General features: G+C 65.9%; 26 protein-coding genes. 16 read left to right on the top strand and 10 right to left on the bottom strand.

The genetic code is table 11. The annotated features are described in order from the left end of the window. Positions 1–12: 12 nt before the first annotated feature. Positions 13–978: an RNA polymerase factor sigma-32 gene (locus tag AZOLI_RS17435; RefSeq protein WP_014188478.1), complete on the top strand. Its 966-nt coding sequence runs from the start codon at positions 13–15 to the stop codon at positions 976–978. Here the strand turns inward: AZOLI_RS17435 and AZOLI_RS17430 are convergent. Further along, positions 926–1,801: a DUF2243 domain-containing protein gene (locus tag AZOLI_RS17430; RefSeq protein WP_244442572.1), complete on the bottom strand. Its 876-nt coding sequence runs from the start codon at positions 1,799–1,801 to the stop codon at positions 926–928. The two genes, AZOLI_RS17435 and AZOLI_RS17430, sit on opposite strands and share 53 nt — an antisense overlap. 368 nt (positions 1,802–2,169) lie before the next feature. Between AZOLI_RS17430 and AZOLI_RS17425 the strand changes: the two genes are divergently transcribed. After that, the gene (locus AZOLI_RS17425) at positions 2,170–3,360 is read left to right on the top strand and encodes an OpgC family protein (RefSeq protein ID WP_014188476.1); all 1,191 of its coding nucleotides are present in this window, start codon (positions 2,170–2,172) and stop codon (positions 3,358–3,360) included. A 62-nt stretch (positions 3,361–3,422) separates the two neighbouring features. Beyond that, positions 3,423–3,716, top strand: coding sequence for a hypothetical protein (locus tag AZOLI_RS17420; protein ID WP_014188475.1), 294 nt, complete (start codon positions 3,423–3,425; stop codon positions 3,714–3,716). A gap of 106 nt (positions 3,717–3,822) precedes the next feature. Here the strand turns inward: AZOLI_RS17420 and AZOLI_RS17415 are convergent, their stop codons facing one another. Further along, positions 3,823–4,449 (bottom strand): ATP-dependent Clp protease proteolytic subunit, encoded by a 627-nt coding sequence (locus AZOLI_RS17415; protein ID WP_014188474.1) that lies wholly within the window; start codon positions 4,447–4,449, stop codon positions 3,823–3,825. A gap of 421 nt (positions 4,450–4,870) precedes the next feature. Between AZOLI_RS17415 and AZOLI_RS17410 the strand changes: the two genes are divergently transcribed. The 5 genes from AZOLI_RS17410 (at position 4,871) to AZOLI_RS17390 (ending at position 10,979) form a co-directional block, all read left to right on the top strand. Then, the gene (locus AZOLI_RS17410; RefSeq protein ID WP_162488253.1) at positions 4,871–5,746 is read left to right on the top strand and encodes a glycosyltransferase family 2 protein; all 876 of its coding nucleotides are present in this window, start codon (positions 4,871–4,873) and stop codon (positions 5,744–5,746) included. A 94-nt stretch (positions 5,747–5,840) separates the two neighbouring features. Further along, positions 5,841–6,194: a hypothetical protein gene (locus tag AZOLI_RS17405; protein ID WP_014188472.1), complete on the top strand. Its 354-nt coding sequence runs from the start codon at positions 5,841–5,843 to the stop codon at positions 6,192–6,194. Between the two features lie 103 nt (positions 6,195–6,297). Next, positions 6,298–7,455, top strand: a complete 1,158-nt coding sequence (locus AZOLI_RS17400) for an efflux RND transporter periplasmic adaptor subunit (protein ID WP_014188471.1) — start codon at positions 6,298–6,300, stop codon at positions 7,453–7,455. Between the two features lie 4 nt (positions 7,456–7,459). Then, positions 7,460–10,573, top strand: a complete 3,114-nt coding sequence (locus AZOLI_RS17395; RefSeq protein WP_014188470.1) for an efflux RND transporter permease subunit — start codon at positions 7,460–7,462, stop codon at positions 10,571–10,573. Positions 10,574–10,586: 13 nt separating this feature from the next. Beyond that, positions 10,587–10,979, top strand: coding sequence for a response regulator (locus tag AZOLI_RS17390; protein ID WP_014188469.1), 393 nt, complete (start codon positions 10,587–10,589; stop codon positions 10,977–10,979). A gap of 281 nt (positions 10,980–11,260) precedes the next feature. On the opposite strand, the gene AZOLI_RS32900 is transcribed toward AZOLI_RS17390, so the two are convergent. The 3 genes from AZOLI_RS32900 to folK all read right to left on the bottom strand — a co-directional run bounded on the left by AZOLI_RS32900 (position 11,261) and on the right by folK (position 12,776). Further along, positions 11,261–11,419, bottom strand: coding sequence for a hypothetical protein (locus AZOLI_RS32900; RefSeq protein ID WP_014188468.1), 159 nt, complete (start codon positions 11,417–11,419; stop codon positions 11,261–11,263). Between the two features lie 309 nt (positions 11,420–11,728). Continuing rightward, positions 11,729–12,139, bottom strand: coding sequence for a hypothetical protein (locus AZOLI_RS17385; RefSeq protein WP_429725903.1), 411 nt, complete (start codon positions 12,137–12,139; stop codon positions 11,729–11,731). Between the two features lie 115 nt (positions 12,140–12,254). Beyond that, positions 12,255–12,776, bottom strand: a complete 522-nt coding sequence (gene folK, locus AZOLI_RS17380) for a 2-amino-4-hydroxy-6-hydroxymethyldihydropteridine diphosphokinase (protein WP_014188466.1) — start codon at positions 12,774–12,776, stop codon at positions 12,255–12,257. Positions 12,777–12,976: 200 nt separating this feature from the next. Between folK and AZOLI_RS17375 the strand changes: the two genes are divergently transcribed. The 3 genes from AZOLI_RS17375 (at position 12,977) to AZOLI_RS17365 (ending at position 14,785) form a co-directional block, all read left to right on the top strand. Next, on the top strand, positions 12,977–13,435 hold the full coding sequence (locus tag AZOLI_RS17375) for a hypothetical protein (protein WP_014188465.1): 459 nt from the start codon (positions 12,977–12,979) through the stop codon (positions 13,433–13,435). 186 nt (positions 13,436–13,621) lie between these two features. Then, entirely contained in the window at positions 13,622–14,275 is a 654-nt protein-coding gene (locus tag AZOLI_RS17370) for an SRPBCC family protein (protein WP_014188464.1), read from the top strand. Between the two features lie 129 nt (positions 14,276–14,404). Then, the gene (locus AZOLI_RS17365) at positions 14,405–14,785 is read left to right on the top strand and encodes a c-type cytochrome (RefSeq protein WP_044551582.1); all 381 of its coding nucleotides are present in this window, start codon (positions 14,405–14,407) and stop codon (positions 14,783–14,785) included. Positions 14,786–14,888: 103 nt separating this feature from the next. Here AZOLI_RS17365 and pepN read toward each other — a convergent pair whose 3' ends face one another. The 4 genes from pepN to AZOLI_RS17345 form a co-directional block, all read right to left on the bottom strand. Then, entirely contained in the window at positions 14,889–17,546 is a 2,658-nt protein-coding gene (gene pepN, locus AZOLI_RS17360) for an aminopeptidase N (protein WP_014188462.1), read from the bottom strand. Between the two features lie 230 nt (positions 17,547–17,776). Next, positions 17,777–18,253, bottom strand: coding sequence for a hypothetical protein (locus AZOLI_RS17355; RefSeq protein ID WP_014188461.1), 477 nt, complete (start codon positions 18,251–18,253; stop codon positions 17,777–17,779). Between the two features lie 217 nt (positions 18,254–18,470). Further along, on the bottom strand, positions 18,471–19,088 hold the full coding sequence (locus AZOLI_RS17350; RefSeq protein WP_014188460.1) for a hypothetical protein: 618 nt from the start codon (positions 19,086–19,088) through the stop codon (positions 18,471–18,473). Between the two features lie 25 nt (positions 19,089–19,113). Beyond that, positions 19,114–19,554 carry a hypothetical protein gene (locus AZOLI_RS17345; RefSeq protein ID WP_014188459.1) on the bottom strand — a complete coding sequence of 147 codons (441 nt, stop codon included), beginning with the start codon at positions 19,552–19,554 and terminating at the stop codon, positions 19,114–19,116. A gap of 253 nt (positions 19,555–19,807) precedes the next feature. Here AZOLI_RS17345 and AZOLI_RS30435 point away from each other — a divergent pair, with 253 nt between their 5' ends. From AZOLI_RS30435 to AZOLI_RS17330, 3 genes are all read left to right on the top strand, one after another. Next, complete coding sequence (locus AZOLI_RS30435) at positions 19,808–20,314, top strand: hypothetical protein (RefSeq protein WP_162488252.1); 507 nt, start codon at positions 19,808–19,810, stop codon at positions 20,312–20,314. Next, entirely contained in the window at positions 20,232–20,957 is a 726-nt protein-coding gene (locus AZOLI_RS17335) for a YajG family lipoprotein (RefSeq protein WP_162488251.1), read from the top strand. The genes AZOLI_RS30435 and AZOLI_RS17335 overlap by 83 nt, the downstream gene beginning before the upstream one ends. Positions 20,958–21,262: 305 nt before the next feature. Then, positions 21,263–22,498: a tyrosine-type recombinase/integrase gene (locus AZOLI_RS17330; protein WP_014188456.1), complete on the top strand. Its 1,236-nt coding sequence runs from the start codon at positions 21,263–21,265 to the stop codon at positions 22,496–22,498. Between the two features lie 228 nt (positions 22,499–22,726). Here the strand turns inward: AZOLI_RS17330 and AZOLI_RS31285 are convergent, their stop codons facing one another. Then, a complete protein-coding gene (locus AZOLI_RS31285) occupies positions 22,727–23,224 on the bottom strand; it encodes a DUF4145 domain-containing protein (RefSeq protein WP_162488250.1) in 498 nt (165 codons plus the stop codon). A gap of 532 nt (positions 23,225–23,756) precedes the next feature. Here AZOLI_RS31285 and AZOLI_RS17315 point away from each other — a divergent pair. Continuing rightward, entirely contained in the window at positions 23,757–23,960 is a 204-nt protein-coding gene (locus AZOLI_RS17315; RefSeq protein ID WP_044551577.1) for a hypothetical protein, read from the top strand. A gap of 54 nt (positions 23,961–24,014) precedes the next feature. Continuing rightward, positions 24,015–24,791 (top strand): hypothetical protein, encoded by a 777-nt coding sequence (locus AZOLI_RS17310; protein WP_014188454.1) that lies wholly within the window; start codon positions 24,015–24,017, stop codon positions 24,789–24,791. Positions 24,792–24,803 lie beyond the last annotated feature (12 nt).

Here is a 24,803-nt window from a genome sequence, read left to right as displayed (position 1 = left end):
AGGGAGTTTTCCATGCCGAACAGGAATCAACCGCTTCCCGAAACCCGGTCGGCCGAACCGCTGACCCTCTTCCTCAAAGACATGCGCCGCTACGAGATCCTCACCGCCGAGGAGGAGCGGGAGCTTGCCCGCCGCTGGCGCGACCATGACGATGCCGAGGCGCTGGACCGGCTGATCGGCGGACACCTGCGTCTGGTCGTCGGCGTCGCCAAGCGATTCCGGCGCTATGGGCTGCCGCTGGCCGATCTGGTGGCGGAGGGCAACATCGGGCTGATGCGCGCCGCGCGGAAGTTCGATCCCGACAAGGGCTTCCGCTTCTCCACCTATGCGCACTGGTGGATCCGCGCGGCGATCCAGGACCATGTCCTGCAGAACTGGTCGCTGGTGAAGATCGGCACCACCACCGCGCACCGCACCCTGTTCTTCGGCCTGCGCCACCTGAAGGCCAAGCTGAAGGAGCTGGACAGCGGCGACCTGTCGCCCGAGGCGGCGACCGCCATCGCCACCGAGCTCGACCTGCCGGAACGCGACGTGGTGGAGATGAACCGCCGCCTCACCGCCGACCGCTCGCTGAACGCCACGGTGGGCGAGGAAAGCGGGATGGAGTGGCAGGACCTGCTGGCCGACGACCGCGCCGACCAGGAGACGGCGCTTGCGGAGACGGAGGAGCGCATCCAGCACAAGCGCCTGATCGCGCTGGGGCTGGAGAAGCTGACCGAACGCGACCGTCTGATCCTGATCGCGCGCCGCCTGCTGGATGAACCGGTGACCGCCGACGAACTCAGCCGGCGCTTCAACCTGTCGCGCCAGCGCATCGGCCAGATCGAGGCGGCGGCGATGCAGACCGTCCGCAAGGCGGTGCTGGCCGGACGGGCTGCCCAGGCGACTCAGCGGCCCGCCAACCGGCCCACCCCCAGGAAGCCGGTCAGAGCGCGGCCGAAGCGGTCGGGCGGGCGGTCGGGCGGGGTGCCGGCCTGAACCAGTCCAGGCACCCGGCGGGGATCCCCCCGTTGCTGACCAGCAGCGCGCCCTTGCGGTAAAGGCCGAGCGCACTGCCGCCCTCCGGCAGGTCGATGGCCCAGAGCTGCCCGCTGGGGTCGCTCCACACCGTGCGGCCATCCACGGCGGCCAGGGCGGTGAGCGCCTCGACCGGTGTTGTGCCGGAGCGGAACAGCACCAGCGTGGCGGTGCCCCCCGGCGGCGGCAGGGCGGCGACCGCCCCGGCGACTCCGGCCGTCAGCGCCAGCAGGAGCGGTGCGGCGGTGCGGCGCAAGCCTCCGCCGCCGGAATGTCCGCTGCCGGACTGCGCCAGCCACCAGCCGGCGGCAGCCACGGCGACGCCGAAGGCGAAGAACCACAGCAGGTCCCAGAACAGCTTGTTCTCCACGTCCATGCGGATGCGGTGAAGGCCCAGCAGCCAGTGCGACATCAGCCCGTCCAGCATGTGCCAGACCCCGAAGCCGACCAGCGCCCAGCCCATCAGCCGGCGCCCGCCGACCTCGGCAAGCCCCCGGCGCCCGCGCCACAGCTGCCACAGCCCCACCGCGGCGATCACGTACATCAGCGCATGGAAAAGCCCATCCGCCAGGATCTGGACCCCGATGTCGGCAAAGGCCGGGTCGGCGAGGCCTGAGAGCAGGTGGTGCCATTGCAGGATCTGGTGCAGCAGGATGCCGTCGAAGAAGCCGCCCAGCGCGAAACCCAGGCAGACCCCGCCCAGCAGCAGGGTCCGGCCGGGGCCGCGCCTGACATCCGACATCGGCATCGGGTGCGGCAGCGGATCGTTCGGATCGGCGGTCATGGGCTGTTGTCCCCGGTTTCTGTGTGGTGGTTTCTGCCTGGATTTGGCCCCGCATCTCCAACAAAGCCGCCATGGGCAGGTTCCTGCCAGTTCGGGTTCGCCCGATTCCGGGTTGGTTTCCACAGCCGCCGCAAGATGGGCGTAGTGCTTTTTCCCCACTGTGCCGCGATGGAAGGATCCCCCATCGCGTTGGACACCCGCCCGGTGAAAATGCCCATGGTGGGCTAAGTCCCCCGTGGCGGTGCCGGACCGGCAGTGGTCCTGCATCGTCCCGATCCGTGCGCCGTTGCCGAAGGCGGTAAGCGGCCAGTTCTGTCCGGCCGATACCCTGGCAGGAAGCCCCGCGACAGCAGGAGAGGCACCGCTGCATGCAGCAACGTCAGGCTCGCGACGTCCGGCTCGATCTGTTCAAGGGCGTGGCCCTTCTGATCATCTTCATCAACCATGTGGGCGGAAATCCGCTGGCCAAGGTAACGCCCGGCCGGTTCGGCCCGTCCGATTCGGCTGAGATTTTCGTCTTCATTTCCGGCTACGCCATCGCGCTGGCCTATGGCCCGGTGCTGGCGGAGCGCGGATTTGCCGCCTGCCAGCGCAAGGCGCTCGGCCGTTGCCGCCAGCTGTGGGCGGCCAACATCGCGACGATGCTGGTCAGCGCGCTGGTGGTGGCGCTGGCGGTGTATGTCGGCGATCTGCCGATGGAGGCGTCGAACCGGCTGGAGAGCTTCGCGCCGCTGTTCGACAGCCCGGTCGTGGCGATGGCATGGCATCTGGTGCTGATCTATCTGCCCTTCGCGCTCGACATCCTGGCGCTCTACATCCTGCTGGTGGCAGCGGCGCCGCTGTTCCTGTGGTCCTACGCCCGCTTCGGCATGGCGGCGGTGGCGGGGTCGGTGGCGCTCTATCTGCTTGCCCAGGGGGCGCCCGGCCTGATGCCGCCCAACCTGTGGGAGGGGAGCTGGAACTTCAGCCCGCTGGCCTGGCAATGCGTGTTCTTCCTGGGCACCAGCCTGGCGCTGGTGGTGCGCAGCGGCAAAGTGACGCTGCCGCGCTCCCGCTGGTTGCTGGCGGCGGCGCTGGCGGTGGTGGTGGGCATGGCGCTGTGGAAGGGGGCGGCCTCCGACCTTGGCCGGGCGCTGGTTCCGGCCGGGCTGCATGGCTGGCTGCCGGAACAGACGATCCCCTGGGCCGACAAGGACACGCTGGGCCCGATGCGGCTGCTGCATTTCCTGGCGCTTGCCTGTGCGGCGGCGCTGCTGGTGCCGCGGGATGCGGCATGGCTGCGCTCGGCGCCTGCGCGGCTGCTGACCGCCTGCGGGCGGCATTCGCTGCCGGTCTTCTGCGTCGGCGTGGTGCTGTCGATCGCCGGAACCGCGGTGCTGATGGCGGGCAAGGGGGCGTCGGCGGTGCTGGCGGTCAATCTGGGCGGCATCGCCCTGCTGCTGGTGCTGGCGCTGGTGCTGGAGCGGCGGCGGACCCGGCGGCTGCCGGCCAAGGCGACCGCGGGTCCGGCATCGCCATCGTCATCATCAACCGCCGCGGCGGTGCCCGAAACCTCCTGAGGCCGGGGAAAGCTACGGCTGGGCTTCTTGAATCCTGCGCTGGATGAGCGCATATTTCATCCATGCAACTCAACCCGGCCATACCGTCCTACCAGACGCTGAAGCCCAACCCGCAGACGCCCGCGGTGCAGATCGCGATGTCTCCGGCGGTGCAGGCGGCGCAGCAGACGGCTCCGCCGGTCCGCACCCAGACCGTCGCCGCTCCCCAGGCGGCCGGCAAGGCCGACCAGACGCGGGAGACGCGCAGCGCCACCCAGGGCAATCAGTCGGTGGATACCGTTGCCAACGCCCTTTCCGCCCAGGTGAACGGGCAGGGCTACCACAAGCGCGGGTCGCTTCTGAACCTGTCCGTCTGAAGAGCCGTTTTCCAGGGCGCTTGCGGCGCAATGCAAAGCTGAAAGAAAAAGGGGCTTTCCTCCGGCAGGAGGAAAGCCCCTTTTCGGTATCCGCCGGAACGAACGGTTACTTCAGCTCGTCCATCGTGTCGATGACGTGGCTGACGATGCCGTATTCCTTGGCCTCGTCGGCCTGCATCCAGTAGTTCCGGTCGGTGTCCTTGGCGACCTTTTCGAAAGGCTGCCCGGTCTCGCGCGCGATGATCTTGTTCAGACGCTCGCGCATCCGGATGATTTCCTTCGCCTCGATGGCGATGTCCGTCGCCCGGCCGCCCGTTCCGCCCAGCGGCTGGTGGATCAGGAAGCGGGTGTTCGGCAGGCAGAACCGGTCTTCCTTCTTCGCCGCCAGATAGATGTGGCAGCCGGCGCTGGCGACCCAGCCCGTGCCCAGCATCTTCACCCGCGGCTTGATGAAGCGGATCATGTCGTGGATGGTGTCGCCCGCCTCGACGTGGCCGCCCGGCGAGTTGACCACGACGGTGATGTCGTCGTCGTTCTCATGGGCGAGCGCCAGCAGCTGGGCCGAGACGACCTGTGCCAGCTTCATATCGATCTGACCGAAGATCAGGACCGTGCGCGCCTTGAACAGGCTCTGCTGCACGGCGGCGAACTGCGGCTGGGCGCTTTCCTTCGACTTCTCGTCCGGTTCCTTTTCAGGTTCGTCGTCGAACCGGGTGTATCCGACCTGCGCCATTGATGTTCTTCTCCCTGGTATCGGAAGCGGGGTATCGGGACCGGGATGCGCTGCCGGAGGGATGCCCCGACTGCTGTCCCGCTGCCGCATGCGCCTTGCCTGCTTCACCACATAGCCCGTCCGGGCTTCATGTTCAACGTCCGGCGGGGCAAAATCGATGGGCGGAGCCGCGGCCGGTTGGAACGTTTGAAACGCCGTGCAACGGTTTTCCGGCCCTGTTCCACTGTTCAACTCGCCGAACACGAGGGTGTCCTCCAAGGCCGCAGGCACGATACCCCTTTCCTACCACGCGGCGGTGGAGCAGGTAAGAGGCGCCTTGAAATCCCGGTCGGGGCAGGGGGCCGCTACGGCTCTGTGCCATTGACGTCCTTGGCGACCCGCAGACAAACTCCGCCCGCAGACACGTCGGGAGTGCGATGGAATGGGCGGGACTGGAAAGCGGCAGGTTGCGCCCGACGATATGGGGACGGGCGTTTCGGTGATCGTCGCCGCCCACCGTGCCCATGACACCATCCTCCGGGCGGTGCAAAGCCTGCTGGAGCAGGATTGGACCGCCTGGGAGGCGGTCGTCGTCAGCGACGACGGCACCGACTACCGCCCGACCCTGCGGGCCGCCGGGATCGACGACCCGCGGCTGGTCTTCACCGGCACCGGCCGGGTGGGCGCCGGGGCGCCCGCCGCCCGCAATGCCGGGATGGCGGTGGCGCGGCTGGCGCTGGTGGCGCCGCTGGATGCCGACGACCGGTTCCTCCCCGGACGCCTCTCCGCCCTGGTGCCGCTGGCGCTTGCCCATGGTGCGGCTTTCGACAATGTCGCCGTAGTGCGCGACGAGGACGATTCGCTGCTGCTGCGCCTGTATGGGGAGGGGCAGGCGCCGGCATGGCTGGATGGCGAGGGGTTCCTGGCGACCTCGGTGCCGATGTTCCCGGTGGTGCGGCGCGATCTGGTGCCGGGTTGGGACGAGGACGTGAATTTCTGCGACGACGTGGTGTTCAATGTCCGGGTGCTCGACGCCGCCGGCCCGGTGCCGCTGGTGGCGACGCCATTCTACGAATACCGCCAGCGCGCCGGATCCATCACCTTCTCCGCCGACAGCGGGGAGCGGGCGGAGCGCTGTTACCGCCATGTGCTGGACCGGCTGGCCGGCGACGGGCTGGGGATCCGGGACGAAGCGCTGCGCCAGCGCTTCACGCAAGCCATCGCCGCCAAGCGCGCCCGCAACGCCGCATACGAAGCCGCCTTCAGGGCCGGACGCTGCGCCAATTTCCAGGAGTTCCTGGCGCTGGGGGAAGGATAAACCCCTAAAGTCCAAGCTCCCGCTGGTTTTGCTTTACCATTTTGTGTCAGCTTAGGTGCGTCGCACACCGCCGGACCGGACACGGGTAAACCCCATGAGCGCCCCGACCTGCTGCCTCGCCCGCATCCCCGCCAATGGCAAATTCTGGCTGAAGAACGCGCGGGTTCCCGATGGGCTGCGTGATATCCGGATCGAGGATGGACGGGTGCGGGCGCTGGTCCCGGCCGGCGAGTCGCCCTGCTGCGCCCCCGGTCTCGACCTCGACGGCGGCATGGTCCGCCGGATTGGCGATGGCGACGGCGGAGCGGTGGCGGCCGGCGATCCCGCCGACCTGTGGGTGACGCTGTGCGGCGGACGGACCGTCGCGATGCGGGCGGGCAGGCTTGAGACTGCCGACCGTCGGGACGTGGCGGCCACAGGCGATCCGGCGGACGGTTCGGGTCATTGAACCTTCTCGACTTCGGATTTGAACTGAACGATATAGTTCAGTTTGCCTCGCGCGCTTTTCGGTTGCGCAGCGGCACGGTGAAACCCGTCCGGATTCCGGTTCCATGCGCCACACGCTTCGCATCGCTGCTCTCCTCGTCCTGGCGGCCCTCGCCGGTGGGGCCTACTGGTATTTCGTGAAGCAGGGCGGCACCGTCGCCGGGCTGACCGCGATGCTGAACGGCGCGGTTTCCGGCGGTTCGCCGGCCGCCGGCGCTGCATCGGGGGGAGGCAAGCCGCCGGGCGGCGCCTCGCCGATGCCGGTGGAGGCCGTCCCCGTCCGCATCGGCACGGTGGAGCGGACCGTCACCGCGGTCGGGTCGCTGCTGTCCAACGAATCGGTGGTGATCCGGCCGGAGATCGCCGGCCGCATCAGCGAGATCGCCTTCAAGGAGGGGCAGCGAGTCGCCAAGGGCGCCGTGCTGGTCCGGCTGGACGACGCCATCGCCCGCGCAACGCTGGCCCAGGCCCAGGCGAGCATCGCCTTTTCCCGCGCCGAATTGTCGCGTGCCGACCAGCTGGTCCGCCAGAACACCGGCCCGCTGCGCAACCGCGAACAGGCCTCGGCCAAGCTGCTGGCCGACGAGGCGGCGGTGCAGCTGGCGAAGGCGCAGCTCGACAAGCTGGTCATCACCGCGCCCTTCGACGGGGTGCTGGGCCTGCGCAAGGTGTCGGTCGGCGATTTCGTCCAGGCCGGCAAGGACATCGTGAACCTGGAGGACATCGACACGCTGAAGCTGGACTTCCGCGTGCCGGAGATGTTCCTGCCGGCGGTGAAGGTCGGCCAGACGGTGAAGGTGGCGGTTGATGCCTTCGGCGGGCGCGGCTTCGACGGCACGGTCTATGCCATCGACCCGCTGGTGGACGTGAACGGCCGCGCGCTGGCGATCCGCGCCCGCGTGCCGAACCCCGACGGCGCGCTGCGCCCCGGCCTGTTCGCCCGCGTGTCGCTGACGCTGACCACGGTGCCGGACGCCGTGCTGATCCCCGAACAGGCCATCGTCGCCTTCGGCAAGGACCAGTTCGTCTTCAAGGTCGTCGACGGCAAGGTCGCCCAGACCAGGGTCGTGCTGGGCGAACGCCGCAATGCGGAGGTGGAGATTGCCAAGGGCCTCGCCCCCGGCGACATGGTGGTCACCGCCGGCCAGCTGAAGATCCGCGACGGCGCGGCCGTCGCAGTGGTGCCGGCCAAGCCGGTGGCCAACAAGTCGACGGGGAGCTGAGCCGATGGTCCTCTCCGACATCTCGATCCGCCGCCCGGTGCTGGCGACGGTGATGAGCCTCGCCCTGATGCTGATCGGCATCGTGTCGTACCAGCGCCTGTCGGTGCGCGAATATCCCAAGATCGACGAGCCGGTCGTCACGGTGGAGACGACCTACAAGGGCGCCTCGGCCCAGATCATCGAAAGCCAGGTGACCCAGACGCTGGAGGACAGCCTCGCCGGGATCGAGGGAATCGACGTGATGTCCTCGATCAGCCGGGCGGAGAAGTCGCAGATCACCCTGCGCTTCCGGCTGGACCGCAATGTCGATGTCGCCGCCAGCGACGTGCGCGACCGGGTGGGCCGCGTCCGCGCCGCGCTGCCGTCGGAGATCGACGAGCCGGTCATCGCCAAGGTGGAGGCCGACGCGCAGCCGATCATCTATCTGGCCTTCTCCTCCGACCGGCATTCGCCGCTGGAGGTGACGGATTTCGCCGACCGCTACGTCAAGGACCGGCTGCAGAACCTGCCCGGCGTCGCCCAGGTCCGCATCTTCGGCGAGCGGCGCTTCGCCATGCGCCTGTGGCTCGATCCGCAGCGGATGGCCGCCTACCGGGTGACGCCGCAGGATGTCGAGAACGCGCTGCGCCGGCAGAATGTGGAAATCCCGGCCGGCCGCGTGGAAAGCGTGGCGCGCGAGTTCACCGTGGTGTCGGAAACCGACCTGCGCAGCCCGGCCGAGTTCGAGAACATCATCCTGCGCGACGATTCCGGCTATCTGGTCCGCCTGCGCGATGTCGGCCGGGCGGAGCTGGGGGCGCTGGACGAGCGGGTCAGCGCCCGCTTCAACGGCCGCGGCGCCGTCGCCATCGGCGTGGTCAAGCAATCCACCGCCAACCCGCTGGACGTGTCGAAGGCGGTCAACGACGCGCTGCCGAAGATCCGCGCCGCCCTGCCCGAGGGCATGGGGGTGGATGTCGGTTACGACAGCTCCGTCTTCATCGCCAAGTCGATCGATGCGGTGTTCCACACCATCCTGGAAGCGATCGTCCTGGTCGTTCTGGTGATCTTCTTCTTCCTGCGCTCGCTGCGGGCGACGCTGGTGCCGCTGGTCACCATCCCGGTGTCGCTGATCGGCGGCTTCGCCCTGATGTACGCCTTCGGCTTCTCCATCAACACGCTGACCCTGTTGTCGATGGTGCTGGCCATCGGCCTCGTCGTCGACGACGCCATCGTCATGCTGGAGAACATCTTCCGCTATGTGGAGGAGGGGATGCCCCCCTTCCAGGCGGCGCTGAAGGGGTCGCGCGAGATCGGCTTCGCCGTCATCGCCATGACCATCACTCTGGCGGCTGTCTATGCCCCCATCGGCTTCATGACCGGCCGCACCGGGCGGCTGTTCACCGAATTCGCGCTGACGCTGGCCGGTGCGGTCATCGTTTCGGGCTTTGTGGCGCTGACGCTGTCGCCGATGATGTGTTCCAAGCTGCTGAAGCACGAGACCAAGCACGGCTTCCTCTACCGCGCCATCGAGCGCTTTCTGGAGGGGATGACCAACGGCTACCGCGGGCTGCTGCGCCTGTCGCTGCGGGCGCGGCCGCTGGTGCTGCTGGTCGGATTCGGCGTCGCCGCGGCCAGCTATGGCCTGTTCACCGGGCTGAAGTCGGAGCTGGCGCCGGTGGAGGACCGCGGCACCATCGTCGGCATCGCCATCGCGCCGGAAGGCTCCACACTGGACTACACCATGGGCTATGCCCAGCAGATGGAGGCGCTGTTCCGGCAAATCCCGGTGCTGGAGAAGTTCTTCGTCGTCGTCGGCTTCCCGGTGGTCAACCAGGGCATCGCCTTCGTCCGCCTGATCGACTGGGATCTGCGCGACGTCAAGCAGCAGGCGGTCACTGCCCAGCTGTTCCCCAAGATGTTCGGCATTCCCGGAATCCTGGGCTTCGTCACCAACCCGCCCTCGCTGGGCCAGAGCCCGACCGAGAAGCCGGTGAACTTCGTCATCCAGACCTCCCTGCCCTTCGAGGAACTGCAGGCGATGGTCAACGCCATGATGGCGGAAGCCCGCAACTTCCCCGGACTGGTCAATCTCGACACCGACCTGAAGCTGAACAAGCCGGAACTGAAGGTGTCGCTGGACCGCGACAAGGCGGCCGACCTTGGGGTGGATGTCGACACCGTCGGCCGCACGCTGGAGACGCTGCTGGGCGGCCGGCAGGTGACGCGCTTCAAGAAGGACGGCAAGCAGTATGACGTGATCGTCCAGGTCGCCAACATCGACCGCCGCAACCCCGACGACATCGCCGGCATCTATGTGCGCGGCGGCACCAGCGCCACCGGCGGAGCGGGTCAGATGATCTCGCTCGCCAACCTCGTAAAGGTGGAGGAGCGGGTGGCGCCCAAGGAGTTGAACCACTTCAACAAGCTGCGCTCCGCCACCATCACCGCGACGCTGGCGCCGGGCACTTCGCTGGGCGAGGCGCTGGCGGTCATGCAGGCGGCGGCGAACAAGGTGCTGCCGGCCACCGCCCAGACCGACTATGCCGGCCAGAGCCGTGAGTTCCGCGAATCGGCGACCGGGCTCTATTTCGTCTTCGTGCTGGCGCTGGCCTTCATCTATCTGGTGTTGGCGGCACAGTTCGAGAGTTTCATCGACCCCTTCGTCATCATGCTGACGGTGCCGCTGTCGATGACCGGGGCGCTGGCGGCGCTGCAGATGAGCGGCGGGACGATGAACGTCTACAGCCAGATCGGCCTCGTTACCCTGGTCGGCCTGATCACCAAGCACGGCATCCTGATCGTGGAGTTCGCCAACCAGCTCCAGCGTGCCGGCACCGACATCCGCAAGGCGGTGGAGGAGGCGGCCGTGCTGCGCCTGCGCCCGATCCTGATGACCACCGGCGCCATGGTGCTGGGTGCGGTGCCGCTGGCCTATGCCCAAGGGGCCGGCGCGGAAAGCCGGCAGGCCATCGGCGCCGTGATCGTCGGCGGCATGACGCTGGGCACGCTGCTGACCCTGTTCGTCGTGCCGACGGTCTACAGCTATCTTGCCCGCAAGAAGCCGATGCAGGATGAATCGGAAGGGGCGGGTGCCGCGCATGGGGCCGCCCATCCGCCCGCACATCCGGCCGAATGAGGAGCCTGGCGCAATGGCGAGCGTGCTGATCATCGATGACGACGACGTGGCGCGGGCGGTGCTGCTGCGCACGCTGACGATGGCCGGCCACGAGGCGGTCGGTGCCCGCGACGGGGTGGAGGGGATGGCGCGGTTCCGCGACCATTCCGCCCACAGCCCGCCCGACCGTCCGATAGACCTCGTCATCACCGACATCTTCATGCCGAATCAGGAAGGTCTGGCGACGATCATGGAGCTGCGGCGGGCTTCCCCGTCGCTGAAGATCATCGCGATCTCCGGCGGCGGCGCCCGCGCCTCGCTGGACGTGCTGCCGGTGGCCGAGGCGCTGGGCGCACACCGGACCCTGCGCAAGCCCTTCACCCCGGCCGAGGTGATGGAGACCGTGCGCGCCGTGCTGGAGGGCTGAGGGGGCGGCAGCGTCTGCTCCATGGGACCATTCGCCGAAGCGCGAAGCACCGCCGGTCCGGACATCATGCCGGCTCGGTGGTGCTTCGCGCTTCGAGCGGTTCGCGCTTGGGAGCGACCTGTCGGATGGCCGTGCTTGGTTGCAAAAAGGATCCAGCCGACAGTTCCGGCCATGCGGCCGGTGACCGGTTCCATCCGACGGGCGCGGATGCGGAGCTGCTCTTCGCCTTCCTGCCTTGCGCCTGCGCGATCCTCAGGCGATTGGATCAGGATGCGGCGGAGTCAGGCGGCGAGCCGCTGCTCCGGTACTCGTCGGCTCCGGCGAAGGCGTTCGAACAGCTGCTGGATGCTGTCGGCGCTGATGCCGTCGCGTGCCATCACGGCGATCACGATCGGATCGGCAAGCAATTCGGAAAGGGTCGGCGTCGTGTTCCGGTCCATGCGTCCCTCCCTTCTGGTCCGGCTTCCGCAAACCGTGGCCGTCCCGGAAGGGGGATCGGCGGACGGTCGAAGCCGGCAATGGCGATTGGCCTAATCCCTGCTGTGCGCTCGTCTCGGCTTTCGGCATCCGGATGGCCGCCGGGGATATAGCCCCTTTGATCCGGATTGTGCGTTGAAAATACAATATGGTGACCATAGCGCAGCCCGGGTGGTATTGTCACCCGTCCTTTTGTCAACAAGCGCTATATCTTTCCGTAATCCAGTATTGGCCGGTGCCGCCACCGCTCGGCGGAGCGTCCGTGTTACTGTTCACCGCTGTTCCGGGCGGACCCGCGTCAGGCTCGCCCCGGCGGAGGGACCGCCGGAGTCGGGGGCGGGAATCGTAACGTCCGCCTGGACCTTGCGCACCTTGGCATGGGACAGGCAAAGCTCCGCGGCGCGGTCGGCCAGATAGTCCGCACCGGATATTTCGGATTCGGCACAAAGACGTCGCAAGTCTTCGACGATGTCCTCGTAAGACATCACGGCGGCGATGTCGTCGGGGAATCCGGGGCCGGGATGGGTGACGGTCAGGGTCAGGTCGAAGGACACCTGCGGCCGGTCGGCACGCCCGGCGATGGCGACCGGTGCCGCGAAGCCGCGCACCAGGATGGTGTAGGTGAGCGGCGCGCCGCCCGGCTGGACCAGGACGGCCCGTTTTGCGCTATCGTCCGACAACACATTCTCCCGGCCGGCGGCCCGCCACCGGCATTGCTTTCTGGTCGGCACTATAAGCTGTGCCGTCGCCGCATGCCACCGCACTCGGCCGGTGGCGGACGGTCGGAGTTCCTCGGGGTCAGAGCCCTTCGGCGATCCGCAGCACGGTCTCGCGCCCCGGCACCTCGTCGCGCAGCGCATCGATGCGGCGGTTCAGCACCGGATGCAGGACATCGGCGGCGATGTCGGCCAGCGGACAGAGGACGAAGGCGCGCTCCACCATGCGGGGGTGGGGGATTTCCAGCTCAGGTTCGGTCAGCACCCGGTCTTCATAGAGCAGGATGTCGATGTCGATGGGGCGCGGGCCGAAGCGAAGCCCGCCCAGATCGCGGCCAAGCGTCGACTCGATGTCCTTGATGAAGCGAAGCAGCGCCCGCGGGTCCAGCCGGGTGGTGCCGCGCACCGCCATGTTGAGGAAGGCCGGCTGGTCCGTCACATACATCGGCGCCGTCTCGTAGAGGGCCGACTGCGCATCGATCTCCACCGCCTCGCCCAGCCGGCGGATCGCTTCCGCCAGATTGGCGGCGCGGTCGCCCATGTTGCCGCCCAGCGCCAGATGGACGGTGACGGGAGAGGAGGGGGTAGGCGTAAGCTCGGCCATGGCGTCGGCGATCCTGATGTGCTGGGATGGGCGGGTGGCGGAACTCCTAGCAAATCTCCGCCCGGCCGTCATGCCCTGCCGTCACGCGGGTGCCGGTCCGGCGCTCTGGGGAACGGACGGGCGGCGGCGGGGTTTCAGCTTCATATCAACCGGTTGAGATGAACCCGGCAATGACACGATATCCTGGTGGAGGACGAGACATGGCCCGCATACGGAGCCTGGGCGCTGCGGTGATCCTTCTCGGCGGCATGTCCGCCATCCTTGCGGGCTGCGCCACCGGCCCCGATCCCGAGGTGGCCCGGCGCGCCCAGACCGCCATGGTCGGCATGCCGAAGGCCGACCTGCTGGCCTGCGCCGGCGTGCCGGATCGTCAGGCGATGGCGTCGGGCCGGGAATACTACACCTACGTGGCGCGCCCGACGGCGGCCTACAGCCCCGGCAGCAGCATCGGCATCGGCGCCGGCAGCTTCGGCGGCAGCGGCGGGGTGGGACTCGGCCTCGGCTTCGGCGTGCCGGTCGGCGGCAACACCACGGCCGGATGCGAGGCGACCGTGGTGGTCGGCCCGCGCGGCACGGTGGAGCAGGTCAGCTACCCGGCGGGCGCCTCGCTGTCGGCCTGCACGCCGATCGTCAGCAACTGCATGGCGCCGCGCGGCTGACGGCGCGTCCCGGCGCTGCCGGCGCCCATAGGACTTTGAGACGAGGCGGTCGGGGCTGTCGCGGCACCGGCCGATCCCGTATTCTCGAACCGAACCCCGGCCCCGGAAACTCCGGCCACGGCCGGGGGATCGACGCCCGCAAAGGGGCGCATAAGGGTTGGCATAGGGTTGGAGGAACCACGAACCATGGACATGAGCGGAAGCCACCGGATCGAGGCCAGCCGCGAGGCGGTGTGGGCGGCGCTGAACGATCCGGACATCCTGCGCCAGTGCATCCCCGGCTGCGAGGAGGTGGTCCGGCAGTCGGATACCGAGATGACCGCCAAGGTCGTCGCCAAGGTCGGCCCGGTCAGCGCCAAATTCGCCGGCAAGGTCACGCTGTCTGACCTCGACCCGCCCAACGGCTACACCATAACCGGAGAGGGATCGGGCGGGGCCGCCGGCTTCGGCAAGGGCGGCGCCACCGTGGCCCTGTCCGACGATGGCGGCGCCACACTGCTGACCTACACCGCCAAGGCGCAGGTCGGCGGCAAGCTGGCGCAGATCGGATCGCGGCTGGTCGATGCCACCGCCCGCAAGATGGCGGAGGAGTTCTTCGCCCGCTTCACCCAGATCGTCGGCCCGGCACCTGCCGAAGCGGAGCCCGCCGATCCGGCTCCGGCCGCCATTCCGGCAGCGCAGACGGCGGAGCCGCCGCCGGAGATTCCGCTGCCTCTTCCGGTCGGGTCTGGCGGTGGACTCGGGGCCGGGACCCGGGCCGGAAGCGGCGGTTTCTACGTGCCGTGGGCTGCGCTGCTGTTGGTTGTGGTTCTTCTCGCGTCGCTTGCTTTGATTCACTAGTGTGACAGATTGTTCATTGGTCGTACGGCCATATCAAAGGGGTTTGACGTACCCCTGGATTGTGTATGCTGCCGCGCGATTCCGGTCGGCGCCGTCGGCCGGTCGATCCATCGGAAGGGAAGCCGAAGTATGAAGAAGCTGTTGATGGGCGTAGCCACCCTGGCCGCGATCGTGATGGGTGCCGGTGCCGCCCAGGCCGCCGATGCCGCCGCCGGCAAGGATGTCTTCAAGGTTTGCATGGCCTGCCACACCACCGAGCAGGGCAAGAACAAGGTCGGTCCGTCGCTGCACGGCGTCGTCGGCCGCCCGGCCGCTTCGGTCGATGGCTTCAAGTATTCGGGCCCGATGAAGGAAAAGGCCGCCGGCGGCCTGACCTGGACCGCCGAGAACCTGGACGCCTACATCAAGGCCCCGAAGGAAATCGTCCCCGGCGGCACCATGGCCTTCGCCGGCCTGAAGGACGACGCCAAGCGTGCCGACCTGATCGCCTTCCTGGCCGAGCAGAAGTAAGACCGCGCCCCCCGGCCCGGCCGGGTACCGCGGACGGCGAAAAGGGCCGGAGGCATCGCCTCCGGCCCTTTGCATATGCCCCCGGTCCTTTGGTGCCGAGTCTTCAGCCCGCGGCGGCCAAGCTCTTGCTCGCCACCTCATAGACGTCCGGCGAGAGGCCCGCAGTGGCGACGATCCGCTCCAGTTCGGCCTTCATCAGGGCCTGACGGGCCGCGTCATAGCGCCGCAGGCGGGAGAAGGGGCCCATGAGGCGGGCCGCAACTTGCGGGTTCATCGGATCCAGCCGAAGCACCTGATCGGCGAGGAAGCGGTATCCGGCTCCACTCCCGTCATGGAAGCGAACCGGGTTGCCGTTGGCGAAACCGCCGATCAGCGCATAGACCTTGTTCGGGTTCCGGATCTCGAAGGCGGGGTGGCCGAGCAGGGCCGTCACCCGGTCCAGCGTGTCGGCGCGGTGCGACATCGCCTGCACGCCGAACCACTTGTCGACAACCAGTGCCTCGCCCTTCCAGCGCTCGTAGAAGTCGGCCAGCGCCTTCTCCCCTTCCGGCGAGGCGGCGTTGGACAGGAACTGCAGTGCCGCGATCTCGTCGGTCATGCCCTTGGCGCCGCGGTACTGGGTCAGGCACAGCTCCAGCGCCTCCTCATCCTCCAGCGCCATCAGATAGGCGAGGCAGAGGTTCTTCAGCGCCCGCTTGCCGATGGCGTCGGCATCGACGGAGAAGGGCTCCTGGCTGCTGTTGCGGCGGTAGAGGTCGAGGAACTGCGAACGCAGGCGGCCGGCCAGCGTCTTGCGCGCGAACTCCCGCACCGTATGGATGGCGTCGGGATCGACCACCGCCATCTGGGTGCCGAGATAGGCCTCCGTCGGCAGAACCAGCGCCTGGGCGGCGAAGGCCGGGTCGCGGCCGGCATCGGCCAGGATCAGGGCGAAGGCATCGGCATAGCCCTCCGGCAGCACCAGCTCGCGTCCGGCCTGCCGGTCGGCGACGAGGTTCAGCAGGATGCGGGTGCCCAGGATCTGCCCGGCCTCCCACCGGTTGAAGGCATCGCTGTCATGCGCCATCAGGAAGGTCAGGTCGGCCTCCGTCAGGTCGGTCTTCAGCTTCACCGGGGCGGAGAAGCCGCGCAGCAGCGACGGCACCGGCCGGGCCGGGATGTCGCGGAAGGTGAAGCTCTGGCTTTCCGCGGTGACGTGCAGGATGCGGCTGGTGCCGTCGGCGGCCTCCTCGCCTTCCAGGCGCAAGGGCAGGTCCTGGCCGTCGGGGCCGAGCAGGCCGACCGCCAGCGGGATGTGCATCGGCTGCTTGGTCGGCTGGCCCGGCGTCGGCGGCACCGTCTGCTTCACCGTCAGGGTGAAGGTCTTGGCCGCGGCGTCATGGCTGCCGGCGATGTCCAGCTCCGGCGTGCCGGCCTGCCGGTACCACAGCTGGAACTGGGTCAGGTCGACGCCGCTGGCATCGGCCATGGCGGCGACGAAATCGTCGCAGGTCACCGCCTGCCCGTCATGGCGCTGGAAATAGAGGTCGGTGCCCTTGCGGTACTTTTCCGGCCCCAGCAGGGTGTGGATCATGCGGATGACTTCCGCACCCTTGTTGTAGACGGTGGGGGTGTAGAAGTTGTTGATCTCGACATAGCTGTCCGGGCGCACCGGATGGGCCATGGCGCCGGCATCCTCCTGGAACTGCACGGTGCGCAGCCCCTGGACATCGGCGATGCGCTTCACCGCGCGGGAATGCATGTCGGACGAGAATTCCTGGTCGCGGAAGACGGTCAGCCCTTCTTTCAGCGACAGCTGGAACCAGTCGCGGCAGGTGACGCGGTTGCCGGTCCAATTATGGAAATACTCGTGCGCGACCACCGCCTCGATGTTGAGGAAATCGGTGTCGGTCGCGGTTTCCGGCTTGGCCAGGATGTATTTGGTGTTGAAGACGTTGAGCGACTTGTTTTCCATCGCCCCCATGTTGAAGTCGCCGACCGCGACGATGTTGAAGATGTCGAGGTCGTATTCCAGCCCATAGACCTCTTCATCCCAGCGCATCGACTTGATCAGCGAGCGCATGGCGTGGTCGATCTTGTCCTCGTTCCCCGGCTCCACATAGATGCGGAGCGTGACGTCGCGCCCCGACGCGGTGCGGAAACGGTCCTCGCCATGGACGAGGCTGCCGGCGACCAGCGCGAACAGGTAGCAGGGCTTGGGGAACGGGTCCTCCCAGCGCGCCCAGTGGCGCCCGCCCTCTAGATCTCCCGACGCGGCCAGATTGCCGTTGGACAGCAGCACCGGATAGCGCGCCTTGTCCGCGGTGATGGTGGTGCTGTAGCGCGCCATCACGTCCGGCCGGTCGATGAAATAGGTGATCTTGCGGAAGCCTTCCGCCTCGCACTGGGTGCAGAAGTTGCCGGAGGACTTGTAGAGCCCTTCCAGCGCGGTGTTCTCCTGCGGCTTGATGCGGACGATGGTTTCCAGCGTGTAGCTGTCCGGCACCTCCAGCACGATCAGGTGATCGGGGGTGACGGTGTATTCGTCCGGTCCCAGCGTCCGGCCGTCCAGCGCCACCGACACCAGATCCAGCCTCTGCCCGTCGAGCGACAGCGGCTCCGTCGCCGCCTCCGGCCGGTCGGGATTGCGGCGGATCGCCAGCACCGCGCGGACGGTGGTGACATCCTCGCCCAGGTCGACGAACAGGTCGACCGTGTCGATCAGATGCGCCGGGGGGCGATAGTCCTGAAGCCGGATGGCCTTCGGCGTGCCTTTGTCCATGTGCCTTGTCTCTGCTTTGGGTCTCTGGTCCGGGGGGCTGTCTTGCGGATCAAACTGGTCGGGACAGGTCCGAGGGACAAGGACTGTAGCAAGGCGGTGGCGGGCTGTCTTGGCCGGGAAGCGAACCGGCTGTCGGATCGCCCGCCCAACCGGAGTGGAGGGGCGCGGCACCCCGCCAGTCCGACATGCTTTTTGCCATCCGAGAGTCTTCGGTGGTAATCCGCCGGTGGTCAGGCCTTCAGCGACCGGCCGTCGGGCTTGTCCTGATAATCCTGCATGGTCTTCAATGCGGTCGACAGCCGCTTGTACAGATCGGCGTTGCCGAGCTTCTGAGCCCAATCCATGCCGTCTTTCGTTCTTTGCAGGAAATCGACCTGCCTCTCGTTGTCGAGGGTCAACTGGTCGCTGCCGGCGATGTTGCTGACGCTCATGCTGACATAGGTCGTGCTTTCTTCGAACGACATCTCGCCGCTGCGAAGCTTGGCGTTCATCCAGTCGAATATGCCCTTGTGGGTCATATGGGTGAAATCGGGTTTGCTCGCGGCGGCGTCACCGCTCTGGGCGGCCTTGCCACTGGTGGTGGTCATGGTGTCGGCGAAGGAGGGGGTTCCCTCGTCGGCTTGCCGGCCGATTTGGTGCCGGTTGACTTGGTGGTTGTATGCCGGAGTTGTGATGCCGGTGTGTGTTCCCACGCTGGAAATGCTCATTTTGCCACTTCCGTGCTCATCGTGTCTGCACGCATTCGTAGCAAAGAACGTGCCAACCCCGAGTTCTGGGTCTTTCCGGCAGAACTTCGGGGTTTCGTCGCAATGGCGCCGGAGGCCGGCGCACGGTCGCGGAGTGATGTCCGGGAATTTATTGCCGTGCGCCGGTAACATTATTCCGGCTCTATGGAATATCGTGCCGGCTGGGCCGACAGCGGTCCTACCGCTTGACCTGCGCCACCTTCAGCAGGGTGAAGGCGCCCATGTTGTCGATGTATTGCTGGTAGAAGAAGCGCCATTTCTTGCCGTTGCGCACGCCCACCAGCGTGACCTTGACCGCGTCGGTGCCGGGCACGTTCATGTATTGCGCCTTGTGCAGGGTGGTGCCGTGCAGGCGCATGCCCTGGCGCAGCCCGGCCTCGTCGATCCGCCCCTCCGCGGTCTGCAGATTGCCGTGGGAAGCGGAGAAGGTGCCGCCGCCATGATCGCTGAAGCCGAAGGAGCAGCCGTCCATCGTCGGCGTGAACATCACGTCGGCCTCGTCCTCCAGCACGATGAGATGCTTGAAATCCTGGTCGTAGGGCAACCAATAGGCGCTCCAGCTGCCCGGCTGGTTGCCCTGGTCGTAGCGCACCGACCAGACATCGACAGTCTTGGTCGAGAATTGCGAGATGATGCCGGTGCCCTTGCGCGTGCAGGTCATGCCGTCGTCGCTGAGCGTGAAGCTCTTGACGCCGCCGACGCGATAGTTGGGCTGGTAGGACTGATACTGGATCCAGATCAGATTGTTCTTGAGGAAGCTTTCGGGATTCGCGACCAGATCGGCGATGTTCGGCATGTGTACGGCTTTCCTGTGGAATGGATCAGATGACGCCGGTCACGGACCGCTTGAACCCGGCTTCCGTCTCGTTGCCGGACAGGAACCAGTAGGGCTTCATCAGCGCGAACTGTTGGTTGTCGTCGCGCAGCAGCACATAGGCGCAATAGACGGTGCCGTCGTCCGGCCGCAGAAAGGCGGCGATCCACGGGTTCTGCCGGGTGCCGATGTGGGCGGCATGGCCTAGCTTGCGGGTGATGTCGTTGCGATAGCCGACCAGCTTCGCCGCATGTCCCTGGCGGAAGGGCAGCGCCGACAGTTCCTGATAGTTCTGCAGGATGCGCGGGTTGCCGTCGCCTTCCTCGGCATACCACTGCGCCACCTCCATGTAGTCATTGGCGCGCGCGTTCGCCCGGTCGTAGCGCGCCTGCTTCTGGCGGTCGGTATGACCGGCGGCGGTCTTCTTCAGAAAGCTGATGAGTCCCATGGTTCGCTCCTCCCCCTATCCCGAACGGCACGCTAGCAGAGCAATCGGGGAGGCGCAAAAGGGTGGGGGTCATATGATGGTATGCGGTTTGGGGTGTGCCGCCGGTAGCGATGACAAACGGACGGCGCCTTCGGCGAGGTACCGCAGGAGATGGTGCTTCTATCGACATCGGCGGTATGCTCTGCCATTCTCAGGTTGAGCGTAAGCTACCATTACCGCAGAAATGAGGCATTGAGTCGCAATGCGAAAGCTAATGATTTCAGCTGCCACTAGCATATGCCTTGTGGCGAGCTTAACTGGTTGCGCCACGCAGGGGCAAAGCCGTTACAGCTTCCAAGATGTCGGTCGTGCATCGGCTGTCGAATTCGGCACCGTCGTGGCATCCCGACAGGTGGACATCCGGGGACAGAACACGGGCGTTGGCGGCGTTGTAGGTGGGACGGCCGGCGGTCTGGCGATGTCGAATGTCGGACAGGGATCTGGCAACGTCGCGGCGATTCTGGGTGGCGTTCTTGTGGGGGCCGCAATCGGAGCCATGGCGGAGCAGGCCGCCAGTGACCGCGTCGGGATCGAGTACACCATCACTCTCGCGAACGGGAAAACCATCACCATCGTACAGGAGCAGGCGGCGGGAGACCGCGTGTTCAATCCGTCCGAGCGCGTGATGGTGCAGGCGAATGGAACCTACCAGCGCGTTCTGCCTGCCGATCATCTGCCGAATCAAATTGCGCGGCCTCAAGGCATCAAAGTCGTTGATTGAAATTTCGCAGGATAAAATCAGAATGATTAAGGTCTTTGCCTGTGTTCTGCTTGCAGCGATGGTATCCGGCTGTGCATTGACCGAGGACGCCATTCCGGTCAAATACTCTGCGCCGGCCAATATTTCGGTGGTTCAGGGAGCCAAGGACGTAACCATCAGCGTTACTCCATCCGATGGCCGCGTGTCGAATCGTGACCGTGTTTCGACGAAGAAGAACGGCTACGGCATGGAGATGGCCAAGATCACCGCTGCCAACGACGTGGTGGCCGAAGTCAGTCAGGCGGTGCAGACGGAACTGGCGTCTCTTGGTTTCAACGTCGGCCCTGGTGGGATCGCCATTACCGTGCAGACCACCAATTTCTATAACGACTTCAAGCCTGGGTTCTGGACGGCGGAAGCGGTTGCGGAGGTCGCATTCGACCTGACTGCGAAGCGTCAGGACGGCACCCTGGTCTACAGCCGGAGCTATCGGGCGATCGGTGTGAACAAAGATGTCATGCTCATGATGGGAGAGCAGGCGGCTCCGGCCTTGTCAGCTGCGTTGCGGGATGCCGTTCAATTGGTGGTTCAGGATACGAATTTGCACCAAGCCCTTGTGCAGGCCGGGAACAAGCCGAAAGTTCCGACTCTGCCGACGTCCTGATGGGCAATTGACACAAAGCGAGTGCGAACCCGTTGACCATGCGGCGGGTTCGCCCGTCCCATTCTGCTGATGATTTCGTGATTTGAATGGCGGAAGAGGTGACTATAGAACCGCTATCCACCAATGTCCGTCAGTATCCGCCATGTATTTGATTTTCCTCAATACAAGGACACGCCTTCGTTTGCCCTTGTCCGCGACTTTCCACCTATACCGGTAATGCTTTGTGGGGTAAAACGTGGGGCACGGGAATTCGGTTCCCTGGCCCCCGAATGTGGGGTTGACCATTTCGATCAAGGAAAGCCCCCATGCCCAAGCGACTCGGCCGGCACCCTGAAAAGGCACTGACCGCCGTCACGGTGAAGACTCGGAAGCCCGGCCGGCATGCGGACGGGAATGGCCTGTATCTGGACGTGGACGAGTCGGGCGCCCGGCGCTGGCTGCTGCGCATCACCATCCATGGAAGGCGACGGGACATCGGCCTGGGTTCCGCCTCCCTGGTGACGCTGGCAGAGGCACGCGACGCGGCTCTGGAGATGCGGCGGGTTGCCCGCGCCGGCGGAGACCCGCTTGCCGAACGCAAGGCCGCCCGACGGGTGGTGCCCAGCTTCGCGGAAGCCGCCCGCACCTGCCACGAGGAGCGGAAGGACGGCTGGAAGAACGGCAAGCACGCGGACCAGTGGCTCAATACCTTGGAGACCTACGCCTTCCCACAGCTTGGCACGCTGACCGTCGACCGGATCGGAACGCCCGAGGTGCGCGACGTGCTGTTGCCCATCTGGCTGGAGAAGCCGGAGACCGCCCGCCGGCTCCGCCAGCGGATCGGGATCGTGCTGGATTGGGCAGCCGCCAAGGGCTTCCGGGATGGAGAGAACCCGGTGCGCGGCGTCACCAAGGGCTTGCCCAAACAGAAGGAGGCCGGCGGGCATTTCGCCGCCCTGCCCTATGACGACGTGCCCAGCTTCCTGACCAAGCTGCGCGGCTCCAACAAGGCCGGCCCTGTGGTCGCACTGGCGATGGAGTTCCTGATCCTGACCGCGGTTCGGTCGGGGGAGATGCGCGGCGCTGTGTGGCGGGAGTTCGACCTGGAAGGCGGGCTGTGGACGATCCCGGCCGAGCGGATGAAGGCCGGCAAGCCGCATGTGGTGCCGCTGGCCCCGCGCGCCCTGCAGATCCTGCAGGAAGCCCGCGCGCTGGCCCGCAAGCCCGACGATCCCGAGGCCCTGGTGTTCGAGGGCGCCAAGCCGGGCAAGCCCATGTCCGACATGACGCTGACGATGCTGCTGCGCCGGATGGAGGTGGAGGCGACCGCCCATGGCTTCCGCTCCGCCTTCCGCGACTGGACGGCCGAGACGACGAACACCCCCAGCGACGTGGCGGAGATGGCGCTGGCCCACACGATCAAGAACAAGGTGGAGGCCGCCTATCGCCGCGGCGACCTGTTGGAGAAGCGGCGCGTGTTGATGAAGGCATGGGCCAGCTTCTGCATGAGGGAGGCGGCCGGCGCGGTGCTGGCAGGGGTCAGGGAGGCTGTGGCGGGCTGAAAGGGTTTCGATAGTATCGACGCCCTTTCAAGAGCGCTGACGGATAGCATTCGCAGTATGGACGCTACCAGGGCGCTGGCTACTCCCGACGTTGATGACCCTCTCCACCATGGAGAGGGTCATCAACGTCTCCGAGCTGGTGTCGGAAATACCGACATCGGCATTCTCGGCGCCCCGACCCTCCACAATGGTAAGGGTCAGGATCAACACTCCAACAGCACTTTTCGATTACTTTTTTCTTAGTTCTTCAATTAACCTAGTTCGTGCCGCTTTCTTGCTGCTGTATATCTCATCCAAGTCAATCTCCATTAACTCAAAAGCTTTAAGCAATCTTTCTGTATCTACTTCGTCTGTGTGGGCGCCTTGATTGCCTAAATCCTTAATTACATGAAATGCATCGGCGAGTGGTGGGTGAGTTTGATTTAAAATTCCTATCCGATGCGACAAAGTCATCCAATGACCTCTCGACCACTCCCTTGGTATCCTCAAATCATCAGCTATGCTTTCTATAGCGGTTCTTAAAACTGATGCACACGCCGCCCGATCCATCCAGAATAAAGAAAAACTGCGCTCAAACTGCCTTTTAGTTTTCACTGGAATTTCGTTTGGAAGATCAATAATTGGTATTGCGGGAATTATAGATTTTGGATAAAGCATCTCAACCAATTCGTAATCCCCATAGTCATTTACAGTACCATCAAAATCCATATCGAACTCACCATGCACCAACAAATCCTGTCCACACGACTTGTATGAGCAAATCATCGAAGCGCTAAAATATCCCGAAACTTCGTGTATACTAATATGCTCCTCCCAACCAAGAGGGTATCTGGCTTTAACTTCTCCATCTAACTGAAAATGCCCCCTTTCACATCTTGGGCATCGCCAATTAGGAAGAACAGAGAAAGGGCTTCTCCAGAGTCTAGAAATCACAATACTTCCTTTCTTAACCGTACCCCGGCCCCGCCCCCGTTCTCTGGGATGAACTCGACGCCGGCCGCTTCTAGTGCGCGCTGGAGCTTTTCCAACGTCTCGGCATAGCCTTTGGTTTTGCCAGTCTCAAACCGGGTGATTGTCATGGCGGACACACCGGAAGACTCCGCTAGATCACGAACGCCGATCTGAAGGGCAGCACGCGCCATCCGGCACTGAGCGGGCGTTATCATTGCTAACAACCTTGTTGACAGGGATAACGTCTATCCCTAACTTGTTATCAGTGTAGACGGCTTTGAGCATTCAGACAACAGGTAGGCACCTCATGCGAGCATTTCTCGCCACGCCCAAGCTTTGCCCGCCGCCGGCCCTGCTGGCGCGCTGGCCCCGCCCCATGATCGAAGCCGCCATAGACGCCCTGGTTGCCGAGCTGGACGCCCGCGACGGCGACCCGGACCTTGAGCCTGAGGAAGACCGGGGAGAGCTGGACCATCTGCCCAATGCCACCCCTACCGCTATAGCCGCCTGATCCACCCGCCAGTGCGCCGCCGCGGCGCACTGCTGCCGATAGGAGCCTCCCACCATGACGACCATCACCAACGCGCCCACGGGCGCGAACGCCCCAGCTACGCCCATCACCTGGACCACCCGCCACCTTCCCGGCCCCGGTGGCGGCTCCGTGATCATCTCCACCGCACAGGCCGGCCCCTACGCGCTGGAGGTTCACGACTCCCAATCCCGTAGCGGCTGGCCCCGCATCGTGCTGTGGACCGTCGAGAAGGACGGCAAGCGCCTGGGTGAAGGCGTTCTCGATACCACCGACGACGGCAAGGCCGCCGCCGAGTCGAAGGCCCGCCGGCTGCTGACCGACACGCCTTCGGACCCAAACAACAACGGCGCTGGCAGCCGCGTCATTCCTGCCTGTGTGAACGGCATGCCGAAGCGCGGCGTCCGGCCGGGCGCCCATCTGGATAGCGAGCTGCTGTTTGCCTGGGACGCCTTCCAGGCCGCCGCCACGGCCTACCAGTGCGCCCCCGATGGCGAGACCGACCGGTACTGCGAGATGGTCGACGCCATCGGCGAGCGCATCGAGGCCTTCATCCCGAAGACCCTTGAAGGGACCGAAATCAAGCTTCGCTATGCGCTGACCAAGTACATCGACGCAGATTGCGCTTGGAATGCGCTCGTGTTCGGCGACGACCCGGACAGGGATTTTCACGACATCGTCGACAACGATCCGCACGCCGGCATGCTCTGGAGCATGATCCGGCCCGGAGATCGCTTGGTGGATCGCATCGACCGGCGCCGCCGGGAACAGCCGGCTAAGGGGCCGGACCACTCTTCCTCCCCTTCCGCCTGATCGCCACCACCC

Origin of the sequence: Azospirillum lipoferum 4B, assembly GCF_000283655.1 — a bacterium.
GTDB classification, from domain to species: domain Bacteria; phylum Pseudomonadota; class Alphaproteobacteria; order Azospirillales; family Azospirillaceae; genus Azospirillum; species Azospirillum lipoferum_C.
The sequence above is the reverse complement of the archived record's forward strand: the minus strand, read 5'-3'. Positions and strand labels throughout refer to the sequence as shown.